The sequence below is a fragment of the Youngiibacter fragilis 232.1 genome, from assembly GCF_000495435.3.
Lineage (GTDB): Bacteria > Bacillota > Clostridia > Clostridiales > Clostridiaceae > Youngiibacter > Youngiibacter fragilis.
This window is the reverse complement of sequence record NZ_AXUN02000173.1, coordinates 19,234-36,658: the sequence shown is the minus strand read 5'-3', so window position 1 is coordinate 36,658 and position 17,425 is coordinate 19,234. Positions and strand designations below refer to the sequence as shown.

Below are 17,425 nucleotides of genomic sequence, written 5' to 3'. Positions count from 1 at the left end.
TGGACCTGATACTCGTTGGAGATAACAGGAGAAAAAGCATCCACTGTTGAGCTTTCCTATGCTTCAAACAACAGGATAAGATATGCATATGACGAAAAGACCCGACTTTACAAGAGGTTCATTAACGGAGAGCCAATGAAGGACAAGGAGGATGGGAGCCAGGTTGCTGTGAGGAACATAATTGTGCAGCATGCTGTCCACTACTATGTCACTGGCACGGTATATACGAATATTGAACAGGTTGGCAGCGGCAAGGCTGAGTATTTTTCTGATGGGATCAGAAGGATAGGAACCTGGAAGAGGGAGAATGCGGATGCTATGACGATTTACTATGATGAATTCGGCAAGGAAATTCATTTCAGGCAAGGAGTGACTTTCATTCAATTAGTCAGACCCGAAACAGCAGTTGATGCAAGTTAGCTGAATTAAGGAATTAATAATCAAAAATGACAATATATAAGGACTGATTTTGAGATAAAACCTTTTTGAGTAAATATTGAAAGGAGATTGAAGTGGAAGTTTTAAGGAAGTGGAGAATCCCGGTATTTGGAATAGTAGATGCGACACTGATTGTCTCTTCATATCTATTTGCGCTCTTTTTCAGGTATAGCTTCTCTATACCCGGAAACCAGCTTTCAAACCTAAAGAACCACATTTTGGTGATCATAGCTATATATCTTATTACTTTCTATGTTTTCGGTATGTATACAAGCCTTTGGTCCTTTGCTAGAACTGATGAGTTTATTATGGCGATAAGCGCTGGTATCCTTGCCCAGGTAATATGCCTCATATTACTGGGTATAAGGGGGTTGGGGCTTGGTGTCAGCGTCCAGCTGCTTGCTGGATTCCTCATAATAATTTCAACTTGCAGTTTCAGGCTTTCATTCAGGTTGGTAAGAAAAGCAAGGAGAATCTCAGGAACGAATGCAACAAAAAGAGGGGATAATGCTCTGATCATCGGTGGCGGTTCTGCTGCAGCAATAATAATCAATGAAATGAAGAATTTCTCGGAAAGTAGATATAACCCTGTTGCTGTGATAGACGATGACTTATATAAGGTAGGGACCTACATACTTGGAGTCAAGGTTGTGGGGGACAGGGGTCAGATTGAGGCTGCGGCAAGGCAGTACCAGGCAAGCGTAATACTTCTTGCGATACCTTCCATCAGTCCTGAGAACAAGAAGGAGATACTTGACATATGTAAGAGGACCGATTGCAGGATACAGATCATACCAAGGATTGAAGAGATGTTCGGAAGTGATAATTTGCTTGGCAAGGTACGTGATGTGGATGTAGAAGACCTGCTCGGGAGGGATGCTATTAGGCTTGATACAAAGGGAATAAAAGACTATATCGAAGATAGGATTGTCGTAGTTACTGGTGGAGGTGGGTCTATAGGATCTGAGCTTTCAAGACAGATTGCGAGGTTCGGTCCAAGAAAACTTATAGTCATTGACATTTACGAGAACAACGCTTATGACCTTCAGAATGAACTGAAGTACGCATTCCCAACCTTGGACCTTGAGGTTCTGATCGCATCGGTAAGGGACAAGAAGAGGATTGACAGCATATTCAGTGAGTACAAGCCTGAAGTCGTCTTCCATGCTGCTGCCCACAAGCATGTTCCACTCATGGAGCATAGTCCGTCTGAAGCAATTAAGAATAATGTATTCGGTACGCTTAACGTGGCAGAGGCTGCTGACAGGTACGGGGTTAGAAAATTTGTCATGGTTTCCACCGACAAGGCGGTAAACCCAACGAATATAATGGGTGCAACCAAGAGGATATGCGAGATGATAATCCAGTCCATGGACAGAACAAGCAAGACTGATTACGTGGCTGTAAGGTTCGGGAATGTCCTTGGAAGCAATGGATCCGTAGTACCACTGTTCAAGAGGCAGATAGCAAGAGGTGGACCTGTCACAATAACCCATGAGGATGTTACAAGATTTTTCATGACCATACCAGAAGCGGCACAGCTTGTAATCCAGGCAGGTGCCTATGCAATTGGTGGAGAGATATTCATATTGGATATGGGGAATCCGGTAAAAATATACGACCTTGCGAGTGACCTAATAAAGCTCTCTGGATTCGTTCCTGGAAAAGACATCAAGATTGAAATTACAGGACTAAGACCTGGTGAGAAGCTTTATGAAGAGCTCCTTATGGATGAGGAAGGCTTAAGGAAGACGACCCACGAGAAGATCTTCATCGCAAAGCCGTCTTACATTGATGTAACTGAGCTGAAGTCAAGGATTGACGAGCTCAGGTTCTTGGTTGATAAGGGAGACAAGGGCGAGATTGCCAAAAAAGTCTCTGAGATCGTCTGCACCTATGATATATCAAGATTTGGGTCCAATCAGGATAATGTGAGTGAAACCTCATAGACAGATAACATTGCAACCCATATCGGAATATTTAGTTTGTCTATTTGTGCAGTACCGCTGTTATAGCTATAAAAGTGGTCTAGCCATTGAAAATATGATAAAATACACTTTGATGACCAAGAAAGGAATGATAAACATAGAGAGATACAATGAAGAAGAAGAGATAAGCCTGATTGAGCTTATATCAACGCTAACAAGGAATTGGAAAGTGATTGCCGTAGGGCTTGCAGCATTTGCCATTGTTGCATTAATCATAAGCATCATCAGCGGATTCCGTAATCCTGTCACATACAAGTACGGGGCCAGAACATCTGTAGTATTTTTACAGGAAGAAGGCAAGACCAAGCAGAGCAGTGCAATAATTGCAATTATGACTGGTGATGAAGCTGTAGATGCCGCTTTGACAAAATTAAAGATAACTACTGGGATGGAGGATATTAAAGAAGATATCACAGCGGGACTTTCTTCAAGGGTCAATGTGATTGACATAACAGCATATCACAGTAATCCTGAGACAGCAAAGAACATAGCAAATGAAATCAGAAGGCAGGGGATTGATATTGCCTCGAAGGCAGTATCTTACCAGAGGCTTACACTTGATGAGGATGCTGTCCTGCTACAGAATCCGATAGCTATTGGCAATCCGCCAAAGTATGCCATGAATTTTATGATAGGTGCTGTACTTGGAGTTATGGTTTCAGTATTCTATATATTCGCATACAAGTTCATTAACCAGAAGATTTCATCTGAAAGTGATGTAGAGAGATTCACAGGAAAGAAGGTTCTTGTTTCAATCCCCAGCACTTCAACTAAAACAAGAAAGTTCTACGAGGTTATATAATGTCCAAGAGAAAAAGTCAAGTAGATAGGAAAAACAGGACTGTAGAGGGCGCGATTAACAAAGACCTCATAAGGCAGCTGAGAACCAAGATCATGGTAGCTTCTCCGGACTACAAGGTCATCTCTATCACAAGCTCCAATGAGGGTGAAGGAAAGACTACAATAGCGCTTAATCTTTCTGATTCACTGAATGCTGCTGGAAAGAAGTCGATATACATTGATGGATCTCTAAGGAAGGTTAGCGTTGCAGAAAAATTGGGCACACTTGCTGCATCAGGGCTTAGTGCTTACCTGAGCGGATCACTCCAGTCCAAGGACCTTATAATAAGGCAGTCCTCAGGGGTTGACTATATCCTGAATACAATTCCAACTGAAAATTCTACGGAACTTCTTGAGAGTGATGTTTTCAGGCAACTGATAAATAAGCTCAGAAGCGAGTATGATTTCATTATTATCGATACACCGGATATGGCCAGCTGTTCTGATGCTGTAGTAATATCAAAGTTGGCAGATGCCATAGTACATGTGGTTGAAGCAGGTAGGACATCAGGTGAGAAGGTAAACAAAGATATTTCCTACCTTGAAGAAACTAAAACTCCGGTTATAGGGGTTGCTTTGAATAAAATTTAATACAATTGATATGACAATCAGACTGCCGCAATTTTATTGCGCAGCCTGATTGTGCGACGCGAAGTCACTACACAGTGAGACTATAGGGACTCGCTGTATCTCCAGGATCAGGCATGATTTTGACGATACAGGGTATAAACGTCAACTTCCCATAAATTTTACACTCAACAAGAAAAACTAACTTGGTTGTGCTAGAAAATATCATGAAAACCCTTGGAAATCTTAGTAAAACCCGGATAGTTATTGCAGAAATCCGGGTTTTATGATATGATATATTGAGTAGGATATCATTCTTATCAGGAGGCCGAAATGTACTACGATTTTTTAGTGAAAATCCCCGAAAACACAGGAAAGATTACAGTGAACAGACGTGGAGACACCACATACATTGAATACACTTACGCACGCAAATATGTCCCGGAAAAGAAGTATAACGTTCCGCAGAGGACAACCATCGGAAAGCAGTCCAATGATGATCCGACGATGATGCAACCGAACCAAAACTTCGCTAAGTTCTTCCCGGGTGTTGCGCTGCCTGATGAACGGAATAACTCCAACCGCAGCAGCTGCCTCAGGATAGGCGCCTATCTCGTCATTCGGAAGATCATGGAGGAGTACAATCTTCCCGAAATGCTTTCAAACCACTGGGATGAGAGAGGGGTCGGCCTGTTTCTCGATCTTGCTGCGTATTCAATAATCTGCGAAAATTGTGCTGGCCAGTACTATCCCGATTATGCATACAATCATCCGCTGCTGACTGAAGACATGAAAATCTACAGCGACTCAACGGTATCCAGGTTCCTGTCCTCCATATCAGATGATGACAGGGTGGGCTTTCTGAACCGCTGGAATGCCTCAAGGAACCACAGGGAACAAATCTATATCTCATACGATTCAACGAATAAGAACTGCCAGGCCGAGGATATCGAGATGGCGGAATTCGGGCATCCCAAGGATGACAAAGGGGTTCCTGTATTCAACTATTCTGTGGCCTTCGACACAGACAACAAGGAACCTCTATTCTACGAGACTTACCCTGGAAGCATTGTTGATGTATCACAGTTGCAGTTCATGCTGGAAAAAGCAAAAGGATACGGCTATAAGAAGATCGGTTTTATACTTGATAGAGGCTATTTCAGCAAGAATGATATTCAATACATGGACACTTGTCAGTATGATTTTGTAATCATGGTCAAGGGAAGGGCTTCATTCGTAGAGAGTATAATACTTGAGAACAAAGGTAAATTCGAGACGAAGAGATCTTGCGTTATCCCTGAATACCAGGCATATGGCATGACAATCCAAGAGAAGCTTTATGCAGATGACGAGAAAGCCAGATATTTCCATATCTACCATAATGTAACAAAGGAAAGTGCTGAGAAGGGACTTCTTGAATGTAAGATTCAGAAGATGACAGAATTCCTGAAGAGGCACGAAGGTAAAACGGTGACACTGGGAGAACCGTACCACTGGTATTTCGATATCTTTTCACACGAAAAAGAGGATGGTACGAGCAAGTTACTTTATGCTAAGGAAAAATCCGAAGTAATAGAAAGAGAACTAGGGCTTTGCGGATACTTTGTAATTGTCACATCCCGAAAAATGACAGCGGCAGAAGCTCTTTCACTGTATAAGAGCAGGGATGCTTCAGAGAAGCTGTTCCGCGGTGATAAGTCATATCTTGGCAATAGGAGTCTGCGTGTATCAGGCAATGAATCTGCAGATGCGAAGATATTCATTGAATTTGTAGCCTTGATTGTGAGGTGCAAGCTGTATACGCAACTCAAGGCAATGATGGCGGAAATGTCAAAGAAGCCAAACTATATGACAGTTCCCGCCGCGCTGAAAGAGCTGGAAAAAATCGAAATGATAAGGCAGATGGATAACGTATATAGGCTTGACCATGCAGTGACCGCAACACAAAAGACAATACTTAAGGCCTTCGGTGTGGATGAAGATTATATCAAGTCAAGAGCAACTAGACTAGGTGAGCAGCTGAAAGCGGCAGCGAAACAAGAAAGGGATGGAGAAGATAGCTCGACCGAGGAAGACGATATCGATTGATGAAAAGATAGCAAAAGCAAAGGAAAACTTCGAAAAGGCAAGGACAAGGTATGATGTAGCAGCTAAGGAACTGGAGGATCTCCAGGCAAAGCAGAGAGCTATTCATAGGAATGAACTGATTCAGGCGGTTGAGAAAAGCGGGAAATCTTATGCTGAAATCATGGCATTTCGTGAGAGCACATTCTACAGCGCAGAGGAAAATCAGATGCTAAACTGGAATGAACAGGTAAAATATGGGAAGTTAACAGTAAAGCAAATTTGAATCATTGAAGTGCTGCTACTATAGTGATATAATTCGAGTAAAGAAGAAAGAGTATTCAGAAAATAATCAGTTGGGATTTCCAGTTGATTTTTTCTGAATGTTTTTTTCAGTGAGAGGGGAGATACTATGAGAAGGTACACTAAGAGCGTGGCACTCATGTTGATCGCAGCATTCCTCTTTACTGCAACCGGATTTTCACTCAAGGCTGATGCTGGACCGAGGAACTTCAAGGCGTTGGAATCGTCTAGAACAGCGGTTGAAAAGGTGATTGGCAAGAACGTTTCGTTGAAAGATGCAGCGGATGTATATAAGGATAGCGATAATGTAAGGTTGATTGTGGAGCTTAAAGGTAAGCCTGTTATCAGCTATGCGACAGAGAAAGGGGTCAAGGTAACCGACCTCGACAAGAATCAGGTTCAGAGTATCAGGAAAACGCTTTTGGCAGAGCAGAAGGCCTTGAAGGCAGAGCTTAGGGCAAAAGGAATAGGATACAAGGACCTGAAAAATTTTGTGAACGTTGTAAACGGTGTCAGTATTGAGACTACCTTCGGAAACGCGAAGAAGATCTCAAAGCTTGCAGGAGTCTTATCCGTATCCATAGCGCATGAATATGAAAGACCGGAGCCTACCATGACATCCAGCAAGGATATCGTGAATGCCATAGAGACCTGGGAATATACCGGGTATGACGGATCTGGCATGGTTATTGCCATAATCGATACGGGAATAGATCCATCACACAGGGATTTTATCATCACTGATCCTTCAAGTGTGAAGATCATGGATACCGGATTTGGAGAACTGCCTGGTTCCTACAGGACGGTAAAGGTACCATATGGCTACAACTATATGGACGAGAACCAGGAGATACTTGACCTGGGACCGGATGCTTCGGAGCATGGGATGCATGTCGCGGGTATAGCGGCGGCAAACGGTGACGAGGAAAACGGCGGAATTAAGGGAGTGGCTCCAGAAGCTCAGCTTCTGGCAATGAAGGTGTTCGGAAACAACCCTGAGATGCCATCCACATTCGGGGATGTCATAATCAAGGCTATTGATGACTCGATTGCACTTGGTGCAGACGTCATAAACATGAGTCTGGGATCGACTGCTGCATTCGTACAGGAGGATGACCTGGAGCAGGTAGCGGTACGGAGAGCGGTGGAGAACGGTGTAGTATGCGCAATCTCAGCGGGAAATGCGGGACAGTTCAGCGAAGGCTTCGACCTTCCGTACTCGTCCAATCCTGACATAGGCGTTATAGGAGCACCCGGACTCGCAACGGAATCAATACAGGTAGCATCAATCGAGAACACATACATTTCAGCCAAAGCACTCACTTACATTTATGGGGGCGTTGAAGTCTTTGCCCCGTACATTTCAGCAGGACCGGTTGATCCGATAGCTGCATTTGAAGGACCGGTCACATACCTCGCTGCAGGGCTTGGTTATCCAACCGACTTTACAGGGAAGGACTTCACAGGCAAGATAGCCCTTATACAGAGAGGCGAGCTTGCATTCGTTGACAAGATCATGAATGCTCAGAATGCAGGAGCGGCAGGCGTAATAATATACAACCACGAGGCAGGCGGAGAAGAGCTGATCAATATGATGTATCCGGAGAGTGGCAGCATTCCTGCGGTATTCATAGGGCACTCGGACGGAGTCCGGCTTATGGAGAAGATCCTGGAAGGAACAAACACTGTCGAGTTCAATGGTGACCTTGCAAAGGCCACGAATCCTGAAGCGGGTAACATTTCAGGTTTCTCATCATGGGGCACTACACCTAGCCTGGACTTCAAGCCTGAAGTTACCGCACCTGGCGGCAACATATGGTCGACAGCCCAGGGTGACGACTATCAGAGCATGAGCGGCACATCCATGGCGGCACCGCATGTTGCTGGAGGTTCAGCGCTTGTACTGCAAAGGGTAGAGGACCTTGCTGACCTTGAAGGCGACGACAAGGCAATCCTGGCAAAGAACCTCATCCTCAGCACAGCGTCAGCACATCATGATACAGGACTGTACAACGACTACTATGGACTTACAGCCTACAACTTCACATCCCCGAGAAGACAAGGGGCAGGGGTCATGGACCTGTATGCAGCTACAACGACACCAGCAGTTGCATATGAGAAGACATCAGGGGAAAGCAAGGCCGCACTCGGACAGATAGGAAACAAGAAATCCTTCGTTGTGAAGATTGACAACTTCAGCGACAAACCGGTGACCTATAGTGTCAAGGGTACTGTACAGACAGACCTTGTCATTGGCGGGTACAATTACCTGGAATCGCAAGGTGTGTATATAGCAAGCACCATCAAGCAGAACGGGCCTAACGGTTACTGGTCAGGCAAGTTCCCGATAAGCTTCAGCAAGACCAGGGTCACGGTGCCTGCCAAAGGATCAGTAGAGGTCACAGTATCAATAGACCTCAGCAAGGCCGTGGACTGGGCGTACAACGCACCGTTATCAGCCATATTCCCAAACGGGACGTACATTGAAGGATTTGTGGTACTTGAAGACCCCAAGGACATCAACCCGGAGCTAAGCATACCTTATGTAGGTTTCTATGGGGACTGGGACGAGGCACCTGTAGTAGACAAGTCCATATACGAGGATGGGTCATACTATGGTATAACCTCAATGACCTGGTACCACGCACCGACAGACAACCTGTATTTCCAGGGCATGGATGCCGATGGAAACGTAAGTATGGACAACATAGCATTCTCACCTGATGGAAACGGGATAGCTGACAATACCGTTCCTCTCCTGTCATTCCTGAGGAACGCAAGGGACTTCGAGGTGAACATCCTTGACTCAGACAGGACAAGGATAAGAAGCCTGCACATGGACGAGTTCATAAGGAAGAATTTCTTTGATTCTGGGTACAATCCAATGTATACGGTAAGCCTCGACTGGCTATGGGACGGTACGGCAAACAATACCCTTGTGCCTGAAGGCCAGTACTACTATGAGATAAGGTCGGTGGTGGACTTTGAAGGCGCAGACTGGCAAACTGTTGTGTTCCCGGTAAAGGTGGACATCACAAGGCCAGTTATCAGCGGAATCCAATACGACAAGGGGACCAAGGTTCTCACGATAACAGCAAGTGACAGCTTCAGCGGGATATCGGGCTATCAGATTTACGAAGATGGCAAAGTGCCGATGATGAACACCACTGGAGTATTCGATTTGAGTGCAGCAAGCTTCACTTCAAAGGCCTATGCGCTTGTGACTGACTTTGCTGAAAATACTGTATACTACCCTCTGAGCGACATACTGAAATCGGGAGGTAAACCAGAAAGACCAGTAAAGCCAGAGGAGCCTGCAGTTCCGACACCTATTAAGGAACCAAAAAACATACTTGCGGGTGATACTACAGCACCAGTAGCAAGAGTGCTCTATCCTGAATTCTTCGGAATCTACAATACAGGAACAATTGTGGTCCAGGGAACCGTATCAGATGAATCCCCTTTAGATTACCTGAAGATTGATGGAGTTATGGCTGAACTTGTCTGGAACAACAAGACAGGGCTGTGGGATTTCGCTGTACTTAAGACATTTGCCGATGGGTACCATTCGATGAACATCGAAGCTGCTGACATGGCTGGTAATTATCTTGCCTATGCACATAAGATCTTCGTCGATACCACCAGTCCTGAAATCATGATTGGAGCAGAATTGCCACTGGAAACTGCAGAATCCAGCATTACATTAAAAGCTCTAGTGACAGATAACCTGCCAAGCATGAAGGTAAGGCTTAACCAGAACATACTCACAAACATCGCACCCGACTGGTCCTACTTCGATGACCTTCCCTCAGCCACATACGAGCTTGATGAGGTAATTGAGCTTCAGATGGGGGAGAACCTTATAGTCATAGAAGCGGAGGATGGGGCAGGGAATGCCATAAGATATGAAATGAGGGTGACAAGAACAGAATAGACCTGAAATCGGCGGGTGCTTACGCATCCGCCTTGCTTTGTGCTGATGATATGGTTGCACTGAAGGCAGGAAGGGTGTTAAATGGAATCAGTAAGGTAAGGTAGATTTTGTGGAGGTATGTTAATGAGGAAAAAGCTTGAAGAGATAATAGAAAGTTACAGAGATGAGATAATCGGATTTGGCAGGGATATATTCGAGCATCCTGAGCTGGGCTTCAAGGAATTCAGGACATCAGCCAAGGCTGTGGAATTCCTTGAGAAATATTGCATGAATGTGGAGAAAGGCATATCTGTGACAGGATTCCGTTGTACTATAGGAAGCGGAAACGGACCGAATATAGGACTTATTGCAGAGCTAGATGCGATTCCAGCGCCGGGACACAGATGCGCCTCGGGGGACAAAGGCGCTGCACATTCCTGTGCGCATTCGAACCAGCTGGCAATAATGCTTGGTGCCATGAAGTGCATAAATGAGAGTGGTATGCTTGAAGGGACAGGAGTAAGGGTAACTCTTGTAGGAACACCTGCTGAGGAATTCACGGACCTTGAATACAGGAGAGACCTCCTCGAAAGGGGGGAGATCCTGCATATGTCAGGTAAGCAGGACATGATAAGGAAGGGAACCTTTGATGAAATCGACATGGTGATTTCCTGCCATACAATGGGGGAATATCCAGGAAGGAAGGCGGATGTCAATTCGACACTTAACGGATTCCTGTCGAAGAGGATAACCTATATCGGGAAGGCATCCCATGCAGGGGCGACACCACACAAAGGAATAAACGCACTCAATGCGGCATCTATAGGAATTATGGCTATGAATGCCCAACGTGAGACATTCATAGAGGACGACATGATAAGGGTTCACGGGATAATAACTGAGGGCGGACAGTCAGTCAACTCGGTGCCGGAAATAGTGGTTATTGAGGCATACGTAAGGGGTAGGACAATTGCTGCGGTGGAGGATGCCAACCGTAAGATGAACAGGGCTTTTGAAGCAGGAGCGCATGCGGTTGGAGCTGCCTGCAGGATAGAGGATATCCATGGTTACCTCCCATTCCATCAGTGCCGGGACCTTTCAGAGGTCGTAAGAAGGAACATATCAGTATTTGTAGGGGATGACAACGTGCTTGTAGGACAGAAGTCATTCGCGTCAGGAGACATAGGGGACCTTGGATCCATAATGCCTGCAGTGCAATTCGGATTTAGCGGATTTTCAGGTAACATCCATGGATCAGATTTTGAAATCTCTGATGAGGAGATGGCATACATCATTCCGGCTAAGACTGTTGCATGCACTGTATATGATCTCGTAGCTGAGAACGGCAAACTGGCAAAACAGATACTTATGGACAATCAGCCTGCAATGTCAAAGGACGAGTACCTGCAAAGGTGGCTGGGAACGGAATAGGAGAAGGCGCCGTACATCTATTGTGTATGGCGCCTTCAAATATGGTGACCTACATAAGTCTTATCGCATGGTAGCCTTCATGGACAGCGGTCATGATCTTCCTTGGTGAGCTTGCATCACCGACTATGCTGAGGTCCCTGACCTTGTCCTCGAGTGCCTCGGCGAGCTCATTGTTGGATGAGTAGCCTGCAGCTATGACTACAGTGTCACAGGGGATGAAGCCTTCTGCACCATTCTTGGTGTAGGCAACTCCAGTCTCATCAATCTTTGTGACCCTTGCACCTGCGACGATATCCAGCTTAAGGTCCGCTATCATGTCCCTCAGCGCCTGGTCATTGTTCTTGCAGTGGTTTGCGGTGAGTAGGACATCATCAAGTATTTCTACTATCGTGACCTTCTCTGCCCTTGATGCTATGTCTGCAGCGGTCTCACAGCCTACCAGGCCGCCTCCGATTACGACAACGTTCTTACCTGTAGGAGCACCCAGAAGCACCTCTGTGGACGTCCTGACGCTGCTGCCTATTCCTGGTATTGGCGGCATGAGTGGTCTTGACCCTGTAGCCACGATGACCTTGTCAAAGTTCCTTGCAATGATCTCCTCAGGAGTTGCTTCCTTCATGAACTTGACATCAACACCTGACCTGAAGGTCTTGTTCTCAAGATAGGTAATGAGCTTCATGACATCCTTCTTGAATTCCGGAGCTCCTGCAGCCAGAAGCGTTCCACCGAGTACTGACGACTTCTCCCAAAGCTCTGCATTGTAGCCTCTTTCCTTTGCAGTGATTGCAGCCTCCATTCCTCCAGGACCGCCACCTATTACAAGCACTGACTTCTTTTCGCCAGTCTTTGGAAGAGGATAATCTGTCTCATGGTAGGTATGCGGATTTACTGAGCATGACCAGCACTTTCCGGCAAAGCCGGCATAAAGGCACTCGTTGCAGCCGATGCATGGGATAATGTCATATGTGTGGCCTTCCTTGACCTTCTTTGGCCAGTAAGGATCTGCAAGCATCTGGTGTCCGAGAGCCACGAAATCTGTCTTGTTTTCCTGAAGCACAGATTCAGCGTATTCCGGGTCAAAGAGCTTTCCCTGTCCGATTACAGGAACGCTTACGACCTTCTTGACTTCAGAGAAAACAGGGACCTGATGGCCTTCCTCCTGATAGACTGTGGAGATCGCCTTGTACCATGCCTCGTAGCAGCCTACATCGACATGTATTCCGGAAACGCCTGCCTTCTCAAGGATCTTGGCCATTTCAAGGCCTTCTGCAAGCTCCCTTCCACCAGGTACTCCGTGATAAGGCGTGTATTTGACGAGGACCGGGAAGTCCTGCCCGCAGTTCTTCTTTACCTCAGAAATTATCTCAGTCGTGAACCTCATCCTGTTCTCGAGGGATCCGCCATATTCATCTGTCCTTATGTTCCACTGACTGGAGTGGAACTGGTCCATGAGATATCCGCCATAGGCATGAAGCTCAACAGCGTCAGCTCCAGCAGCCTTTGCGAGATATGCACCCCATCCCATGCGCTGTACAAGGTGCCTTATGTCGTCAACTGACAGCTGCTTGCATTTGAGTCCAGGGAACCAGAAGGATTCCACTTCACTTGCAGAGTAGGGTGGAGTGAACGGATCTGTGAAGACCATCCTGCCAAGACCGGGTGTAATCTGTATGGCGATCTTAGAGCCATGCTGATGAACCTTGTCTACAAGTATGCCAAGCCTGTCAACCTGGTGGAAATTGTCCAGTTGGTTGCAGGGTCTGTCCTCGTACTTTGTCGATACGATATTCGCTCCTGTTATGATGAGACCTGCTCCGCCCTTTGCCCTTTCAACGAAGTAGTCTATTGACCGCTGGTTATAACCTCCGTCAACGTCAGCGGTAGTACCCATTGGGGCCATTACGATCCTGTTTCTGAGCTTCATGTTCCCGATAGCAGCCTTTTCGAATAGTTTCAGCACATTGTTCACTCCTTTAAATTAAGTTTGATAATTAACTAACCAACTCTATAATAAGATTAAGTAATACCGTTTACAATGTGCAGTCTGGAGAAAGTGAGCTGGCACAATTGTGCATGAGCACAAGTTGAAAAATATATGATAATATGAGGATAAGATTTGAAGTATCGGGAACCATCTGATATATCAGGAGGCTATAACGCATGAATGCAAAGGATTATGAGGAGCTGTACATTACACTGCTGGACGCTGCATCACGAGGAAGCTTCAGGGAAATTGCCGAAGCTGCATATAAAATAATAAGGCATCCGATAGTGCTCATAGATGTGGAGTACAATGTGGTTGTGCAGGTGCCACAAGAGCCCATAGGGGACTACATCTGGGATACTCTGCTTAAGGAAAAGCTTGTTCCGGCACAAATGGTATGGGACTTCAACAAGTTTGAGTATGTCAGGGCGAACAGGGAAAACGAAGGGTCCATACTGGTTGACTGGGGTATGGTAAAGCAGCTGCCGAGGATAATGGGTGGGGTTAGGGTAGGAGGGGAGATAGCAGGATTCATAGGGATCCTTTATCCTGAAGGCATACCCGAGGAGGACATCAAGGCAGGGGACATCCTCATGAAGGCTTTTGCCATTGAGTTCAGAAGACGGATGAGTTTTCCTGCCGAAGTGCACCCGCTGAGGAACGTGTTCCTGTCCGAAATCTACCATTGCAGGATCAAGACAATGGAAGAGCTTGAAGAGTGGCAAAGGCATGCAGGAATGACCATTCCGGGGGGCTACAGGATGGTATGTGCGAAGCCTGCAGGAAAGGTATACGAGTCAGCCCTTATCAAGTATATAAGCAGCCAAATCGAGAAGCGGCTCAAATGCTCTTATACGATAGTTGCCGACGGAGTCATAAACATCCTGCTGGCGAGGCAGGACATGAGGATGGAGCAGTCTGAGTCAGATATGAGCCTGCTTGATGTGCTGAGGCATGTTCTCCTTGACCTTAAGCTCCGGGCGGGTATCAGCGGGAGGTTTGAAAGCATACTGGAAACAGGACCGTACATATACCAGTCAAGAAGGGCGCTGGAGCTTCTCGAGTCAATTGAGGATGACAGGACCTCAGCCTTTTATTCTGAAACAGTGCTTGAGGATATATTTTCCAAGATAAGGTCAGGAATCCATGAGGTCAATTCAGTCCACCCTGCTATATTCAAGCTGTCAGCATCTGACAAGCAGAACGATACTGAATACCTTCCGACACTTAGGAATTATCTGAATCAGATGAAGGACAGCTCAAGGACCTGCAGGATCATGAACATACACAGGAATACCCTGCTTTACAGGCTCGACCGGATAAGGCAGATCACCGGGATAGACCTTCAAGATGTACGCACATGTACGCACCTTCTGATAAGCTTTCATCTTATCAGCTAAATCATGTGCCATATAATATCCAGAGTATATCATATGGTGTTATAATCTACCTATGAGAGCATAAGGAGAATAAGCTCAGACTTCGTAAGGAGGAGTTGGCAATATGGCAAGGAAACCGATAATTGGAGTTTCGGGAGGCATTGACATAGCGAGGACAAGAGGACCGCTTGGTGACATCAAGGCGAGCGTTCCACAGGACTATATCCATTCAATAGAAAAGGCTGGAGGGATACCAGTCATTCTTCCTGTGACTGAAGACGAGGAAGCGGCAAAGGCACTCATGGGTCTTGCGGATGGACTTCTGCTTACAGGCGGACATGATGTGGATCCGGAAATTTACGGTGAGGAGCCTGTGCAGATGCTTCAGGAGACACTTCCGGCAAGGGACAGGTTTGAAGGACAGCTTATCGAGGAAGCTCTGCGATGCGGAAAACCCATCCTTGGAATATGCAGAGGTGCACAGATACTCAATGTATCCCTTGGGGGTACCCTTCACCAGGACCTTTCACATTTCAATGGCAGCAGGCTCTGCCATAACCAGAAGACTGACGGCAGATACCCGTTCCATAGCCTCCTTGTGAATGACAATACGATACTGTCAGAGATAATGGAAAGGGAGCAGAGGGTCAACTCCTTCCATCATCAGGCTGTGAAGATGACAGCTCCCAATGTTATAGTATCAGCTATCAGCAAGGATGGTGTGATTGAAGGCATCGAGTTGGAATATCCCAATACAATCGAGATGGAAGGGAAGCCGTTTGTAGTAGGTGTACAGTGCCATCCGGAAGCGATGGTAGACCACGAGAGATGGGCTCTTGAACTGTTCAGGAGATTCGTATCAGAAGCAGGGAAGGTGATTTGTGATGAGATTTGACCCGGACACGTATCAGTTCAGCTCCAGAAGAAACGTGGTATATGCCAGGAACGGCATGGCAGCCACAAGTCAGCCGCTTGCAGCGCAGGCAGGACTTGATATCCTGAAGAAAGGCGGAAATGCGATAGATGCTGCCATAGCGACAGCAGCAGTCCTTACTGTAGTTGAACCTACCTCCAATGGAATCGGTGGTGATAACTTTGCCATAATCTGGACTGATGGCAAACTGACAGGAATGAATTCCTGCGGCAGGTCACCTAAGGCCCTTACAAGGGACAAGCTTGATGAGATGGGTATAGAAATCCTGCCGAAACACGGCTTCATACCAGTCACGGTCCCTGGTGCACCTGGAGGTTGGGCAGCCCTGTCAGAGAGGTTTGGAAAACTGACTCTGGCTGAAGTGCTTGAACCTGCGATAGCCTATGCGAGGGATGGCTATCCTGTAAGCCCGATAGTTGCAAGGAACTGGAAAAAGGCATTTGAGAGCTACAGAGTCCTGCTGAAGGGAGAGGAATACTCACACTGGTTCGAGACATTTGCACCAGGTGGCAGGGCACCTGAGGCTGGAGAGATATTCAGGTCAGAGGATCATGCAAGAAGTTTGGAGACAATTGCCAGGACCTCAGCACGGGATTTCTATGAAGGTGAGATTGCAGGAAAGATAGATGAATACTCGAGGAAATACAACGGGTTCATAAGGAAGGAAGACCTGGCTGAATTCAGGACAGAGTGGGTGGAGCCGATATCAGTAGATTACAGAGGCTATGACATATGGGAGCTTCCGCCGAACAACCAGGGGGCAGTTGCCCTCATGGCATTGAACGTTATGAAGGGTTTTGATCTGGAAGTCAGAGACTCTGCATTCTTCCACAAGCAGATAGAAGCGCTCAAGCTTGCGTTCTCTGACGGACTTGCGGAGATTGCGGATCCGATGCACATGAGGTCAGATATCAGGGACTACCTGTCAGATGAGTATGCTGCGATAAGAAGAAAGCTGATAACTGAGAAGGCGATCATGCCTAAACCTGGAAAGCTGCCTCCGGGAGGTACGGTGTACCTAGCTGCTGCTGATGGAGACGGCAACATGGTATCCATGATCCAGAGCAACTATATGGGCTTCGGGTCAGGGCTTGTTGTGCCGGGTACCGGGATAGCACTTCATAACAGGGGACTGGGCTTCAGCATGGAAAAGGGTCACCCAAATGAAGTCGGACCTTCAAAGAAGCCATATCACACCATAATACCGGGGTTCGTGACCAAAGGCGGAAAGGCAGTCGGTCCGTTCGGTGTAATGGGAGCATACATGCAGCCGCAGGGCCACCTTCAGGTCCTGATGAACTCCATCGACTGGCATATGAATCCACAGGATGCGCTTGATGCGCCAAGGTGGCAATGGATCGAAGGAAAGAAGCTGCTCGTAGAGGATACGTTCCCCGAAGAGGTGGTTAAAGATCTGATCTCCCGTGGTCACGAGATCGAGGTATCAAGTGACAATTCACCCTTCGGGAGAGGGGAGGTCATCTGGAGAAATGATGAAGATGTTCTATGTGGTGGTACTGAGATGAGGGCAGATGGCAGTATCGCGGCATGGTGATGAAAAATGATAAGGAAGGCAGGGGTCCG

12 protein-coding genes are annotated in these 17,425 nt (G+C 46.6%); 11 read left to right on the top strand and 1 reads right to left on the bottom strand.

Annotated features, from left to right (window positions below):
- Positions 1-15 precede the first annotated feature (15 nt).
- From T472_RS09800 to T472_RS09765, 8 genes are all read left to right on the top strand, one after another.
- Positions 16-420, top strand: a complete 405-nt coding sequence (locus tag T472_RS09800) for a DUF3048 C-terminal domain-containing protein (RefSeq protein WP_023863555.1) — start codon at positions 16-18, stop codon at positions 418-420.
- Positions 421-512: 92 nt separating this feature from the next.
- Positions 513-2,387 carry a polysaccharide biosynthesis protein gene (locus tag T472_RS09795; protein ID WP_023386813.1) on the top strand — a complete coding sequence of 625 codons (1,875 nt, stop codon included), beginning with the start codon at positions 513-515 and terminating at the stop codon, positions 2,385-2,387.
- 112 nt (positions 2,388-2,499) lie between these two features.
- The gene (locus tag T472_RS09790; RefSeq protein WP_023386810.1) at positions 2,500-3,228 is read left to right on the top strand and encodes a YveK family protein; all 729 of its coding nucleotides are present in this window, start codon (positions 2,500-2,502) and stop codon (positions 3,226-3,228) included.
- On the top strand, positions 3,228-3,857 hold the full coding sequence (locus T472_RS09785; protein ID WP_023386807.1) for a CpsD/CapB family tyrosine-protein kinase: 630 nt from the start codon (positions 3,228-3,230) through the stop codon (positions 3,855-3,857). Before T472_RS09790 ends, T472_RS09785 begins: the two co-directional genes overlap by 1 nt.
- A gap of 309 nt (positions 3,858-4,166) precedes the next feature.
- Positions 4,167-5,921 (top strand): IS1634 family transposase, encoded by a 1,755-nt coding sequence (locus tag T472_RS09780; RefSeq protein WP_023863553.1) that lies wholly within the window; start codon positions 4,167-4,169, stop codon positions 5,919-5,921.
- On the top strand, positions 5,881-6,183 hold the full coding sequence (locus tag T472_RS09775; RefSeq protein ID WP_023863552.1) for a hypothetical protein: 303 nt from the start codon (positions 5,881-5,883) through the stop codon (positions 6,181-6,183). The genes T472_RS09780 and T472_RS09775 overlap by 41 nt, the downstream gene beginning before the upstream one ends.
- A 126-nt stretch (positions 6,184-6,309) precedes the next feature.
- Positions 6,310-10,134 carry a S8 family serine peptidase gene (locus T472_RS20505; protein WP_023384807.1) on the top strand — a complete coding sequence of 1,275 codons (3,825 nt, stop codon included), beginning with the start codon at positions 6,310-6,312 and terminating at the stop codon, positions 10,132-10,134.
- A gap of 123 nt (positions 10,135-10,257) precedes the next feature.
- Positions 10,258-11,544, top strand: coding sequence for an amidohydrolase (locus tag T472_RS09765; RefSeq protein WP_023384809.1), 1,287 nt, complete (start codon positions 10,258-10,260; stop codon positions 11,542-11,544).
- 49 nt (positions 11,545-11,593) lie between these two features.
- On the opposite strand, the gene T472_RS09760 is transcribed toward T472_RS09765, so the two are convergent.
- Positions 11,594-13,504: an NAD(P)/FAD-dependent oxidoreductase gene (locus T472_RS09760; protein ID WP_023384812.1), complete on the bottom strand. Its 1,911-nt coding sequence runs from the start codon at positions 13,502-13,504 to the stop codon at positions 11,594-11,596.
- A 200-nt stretch (positions 13,505-13,704) separates the two neighbouring features.
- Here T472_RS09760 and T472_RS09755 point away from each other — a divergent pair, with 200 nt between their 5' ends.
- The 3 genes from T472_RS09755 (at position 13,705) to T472_RS09745 (ending at position 17,396) form a co-directional block, all read left to right on the top strand.
- A complete protein-coding gene (locus T472_RS09755) occupies positions 13,705-14,928 on the top strand; it encodes a PucR family transcriptional regulator (RefSeq protein ID WP_023384814.1) in 1,224 nt (407 codons plus the stop codon).
- A gap of 103 nt (positions 14,929-15,031) precedes the next feature.
- Entirely contained in the window at positions 15,032-15,802 is a 771-nt protein-coding gene (locus T472_RS09750) for a gamma-glutamyl-gamma-aminobutyrate hydrolase family protein (RefSeq protein ID WP_023384817.1), read from the top strand.
- A complete protein-coding gene (locus T472_RS09745) occupies positions 15,792-17,396 on the top strand; it encodes a gamma-glutamyltransferase family protein (RefSeq protein ID WP_023384820.1) in 1,605 nt (534 codons plus the stop codon). Before T472_RS09750 ends, T472_RS09745 begins: the two co-directional genes overlap by 11 nt.
- Positions 17,397-17,425 lie beyond the last annotated feature (29 nt).

Coding starts and splice junctions, on each gene's coding strand:
- T472_RS09790 (WP_023386810.1), top strand. CDS start 2,500: ATGACCAAGAAAGGAATGATAAACATAGAGAGATACAATGAAGAAGAA.
- T472_RS09785 (WP_023386807.1), top strand. CDS start 3,228: ATGTCCAAGAGAAAAAGTCAAGTAGATAGGAAAAACAGGACTGTAGAG.
- T472_RS09780 (WP_023863553.1), top strand. CDS start 4,167: ATGTACTACGATTTTTTAGTGAAAATCCCCGAAAACACAGGAAAGATT.
- T472_RS09775 (WP_023863552.1), top strand. CDS start 5,881: ATGGAGAAGATAGCTCGACCGAGGAAGACGATATCGATTGATGAAAAG.
- T472_RS20505 (WP_023384807.1), top strand. CDS start 6,310: ATGAGAAGGTACACTAAGAGCGTGGCACTCATGTTGATCGCAGCATTC.
- T472_RS09765 (WP_023384809.1), top strand. CDS start 10,258: ATGAGGAAAAAGCTTGAAGAGATAATAGAAAGTTACAGAGATGAGATA.
- T472_RS09755 (WP_023384814.1), top strand. CDS start 13,705: ATGAATGCAAAGGATTATGAGGAGCTGTACATTACACTGCTGGACGCT.
- T472_RS09750 (WP_023384817.1), top strand. CDS start 15,032: ATGGCAAGGAAACCGATAATTGGAGTTTCGGGAGGCATTGACATAGCG.
- T472_RS09745 (WP_023384820.1), top strand. CDS start 15,792: ATGAGATTTGACCCGGACACGTATCAGTTCAGCTCCAGAAGAAACGTG.